At 54.9% G+C, this 2,905-nt stretch carries 1 rRNA gene; it reads left to right on the forward strand.

Annotated elements, in window-relative coordinates:
- Positions 1 to 45 precede the first annotated feature (45 nt).
- Positions 46 to 2,905: ribosomal RNA gene (locus J2S78_RS17010) — 23S ribosomal RNA — on the forward strand; the annotation flags it as partial.

The raw sequence follows: 2,905 nt of genomic DNA on the forward strand, positions 1-2,905 counted from the left end.
CGACTAGAGACGAGCGAGAATGTGTTAGAAACACCCACCTTTGTAGGTTAAGCTAGAAAGGGCGCACGGTGGATGCCTTGGCACTGGGAGCCGATGAAGGACGCGACGAACGGCGAAACGCCCCGTGGAGCTGTAAGTAAGCTTTGATCCGGGGATATCCGAATGGGGAAACCCCCTATCCGTAATGGGATAGGATTCGCATCTGAACACATAGGATGCGAAAAGGCAAACCCGGGGAACTGAAACATCTTAGTACCCGGAGGAAGAGAAAGCATATGCGATTTCCCGAGTAGCGGCGAGCGAAACGGAATCAGCCCAAACCAGGGTGCTTGCACCCTGGGGTTGTAGGACACTCCTTACGGAGTTATCAAGAAATCAGGTAGGCGAAGCGGCCTGGAACGGCCCGCGATACACGGTAAGAGCCCGGTAGTCGAAACCTGATTTCCTCCGGAGTGGATCCTGAGTACGGCGGGGCACGAGAAATCCCGTCGGAATCCGGGAGGACCATCTCCCAAGGCTAAATACGACCCAGTGACCGATAGTGAACCAGTACCGTGAGGGAAAGGTGAAAAGCACCCCGGAAGGGGAGTGAAAGAGATCCTGAAACCGTGTGCCTACAAGATGTCGGAGCCCGTTAATGGGTGACGGCGTGCCTTTTGTAGAATGAACCGGCGAGTTGCGATCGTATGCAAGGTTAAGCGGTAGAACGCGGAGCCGAAGCGAAAGCGAGTCTGAATAGGGCGTATCGAGTATGCGGTCGCAGACCCGAAACCGCGTGATCTACCCATGTCCAGGGTGAAGGCAGGGTAACACCTGCTGAAGGCCCGAACCCACGCAAGTTGAAAATTGCGGGGATGAGGTGTGGGTAGAGGTGAAATGCCAATCGAACGCGGAGATAGCTGGTTCTCCCCGAAATAGCTTTAGGGCTAGCCTCGGAAGAAAGAGTCCTGGAGGTAGAGCACTGATTGGACGAGGGGTCCCTACAGGATTACCGAATTCAGTCAAACTCCGAATGCCAGCGACTTGTTTTCCGGGAGTCAGACGGCGAGTGCTAAGATCCGTCGTCAAGAGGGAAACAGCCCGGACCACCAGCTAAGGTCCCTAAGTATACGTTAAGTGGAAAAGGATGTGGAGTTGCTTAGACAACTAGGATGTTGGCTTAGAAGCAGCCACCATTGAAAGAGTGCGTAATAGCTCACTAGTCGAGTGACTCTGCGCCGAAAATTTACCGGGGCTAAACGTATCACCGAAGCTGTGGATGCCCACCAAGAGGTGGGCGTGGTAGGGGAGCGTTCCAAGGGCTGCGAAGTCGGACCGTGAGGACCGGTGGAGCGCTTGGAAGTGAGAATGCCGGTATGAGTAACGAAAAGAAGGGTGAGAATCCCTTCCGTCGAAAACCTAAGGGTTCCTGAGGAAGGTTCGTCCGCTCAGGGTTAGTCGGGACCTAAGCCGAGGCCGAAAGGCGTAGGCGATGGAAAACAGGTTGAAATTCCTGTACCACCTTCTTCCCATTTGAGCGATGGGGGGACGCAGAAAGGAAGGGCAAGCGCGCTGTTGGATATGCGCGTCCAAGCCGTTAGGCTGATGAACAGGCAAATCCGTTCATCGTGAAGGCTGAGCGGCGATGGCGAGGGAAATATCAGTACCGAAGTTCCCGTCCCTACACTGCCAAGAAAAGCCTCTAGCGAGGGAAGTGGTGCCCGTACCGCAAACCGACACAGGTAGGTGGGATGAGAATTCTAAGACGCTCGGGAGAACTCTCGTTAAGGAACTCGGCAAAATGACCCCGTAACTTCGGGAGAAGGGGTGCTCTCTAGGGTTCATAGCCCCGGAGAGCCGCAGTGAAAAGGCCCAAGCGACTGTTTATCAAAAACACAGGTCTCTGCGAAGCCGCAAGGCGAAGTATAGGGGCTGACACCTGCCCGGTGCTGGAAGGTTAAGAGGAGAGGTTATCCCGTCAGGGAGAAGCTTCGAATCGAAGCCCCAGTAAACGGCGGCCGTAACTATAACGGTCCTAAGGTAGCGAAATTCCTTGTCGGGTAAGTTCCGACCCGCACGAAAGGTGCAACGACTTGGGCACTGTCTCAACGAGAGACCCGGTGAAATTGTAGTACCTGTGAAGATGCAGGTTACCCGCGACAGGACGGAAAGACCCCATGGAGCTTTACTGCAGCTTGATATTGGATTTTGGTACAGCTTGTACAGGATAGGTAGGAGCCTTGGAATCCGGACCGCCAGGTTCGGATGAGGCGCTGGTGGGATACTACCCTCGCTGTACGGAAATTCTAACCTCGCACCGTGATCCGGTGCAGGGACAGTGTCAGGTAGGCAGTTTGACTGGGGCGGTCGCCTCCTAAATAGTAACGGAGGCGCCCAAAGGTTCCCTCAGAATGGTTGGAAATCATTCGAAGAGTGCAAAGGCAAAAGGGAGCTTGACTGCGAGACCTACGAGTCGAGCAGGGACGAAAGTCGGGCTTAGTGATCCGGCGGTACCGTATGGAAGGGCCGTCGCTCAACGGATAAAAGCTACCCTGGGGATAACAGGCTTATCTCCCCCAAGAGTCCACATCGACGGGGAGGTTTGGCACCTCGATGTCGGCTCGTCGCATCCTGGGGCTGAAGTAGGTCCCAAGGGTTGGGCTGTTCGCCCATTAAAGCGGCACGCGAGCTGGGTTCAGAACGTCGTGAGACAGTTCGGTCCCTATCCGTCGCGGGCGCAGGAAATTTGAGAGGAGCTGTCCTTAGTACGAGAGGACCGGGATGGACACACCGCTGGTGTACCAGTTGTTCCGCCAGGAGCATAGCTGGGTAGCTACGTGTGGACGGGATAAGTGCTGAAAGCATCTAAGCATGAAGCCCTCCTCAAGATGAGATTTCCCATAGCGTAAGCTAGTAAGACCCCTTG

The organism is Salibacterium salarium, from assembly GCF_030813635.1.
GTDB classification, from domain to species: Bacteria; Bacillota; Bacilli; order Bacillales; family Marinococcaceae; genus Salibacterium; species Salibacterium salarium.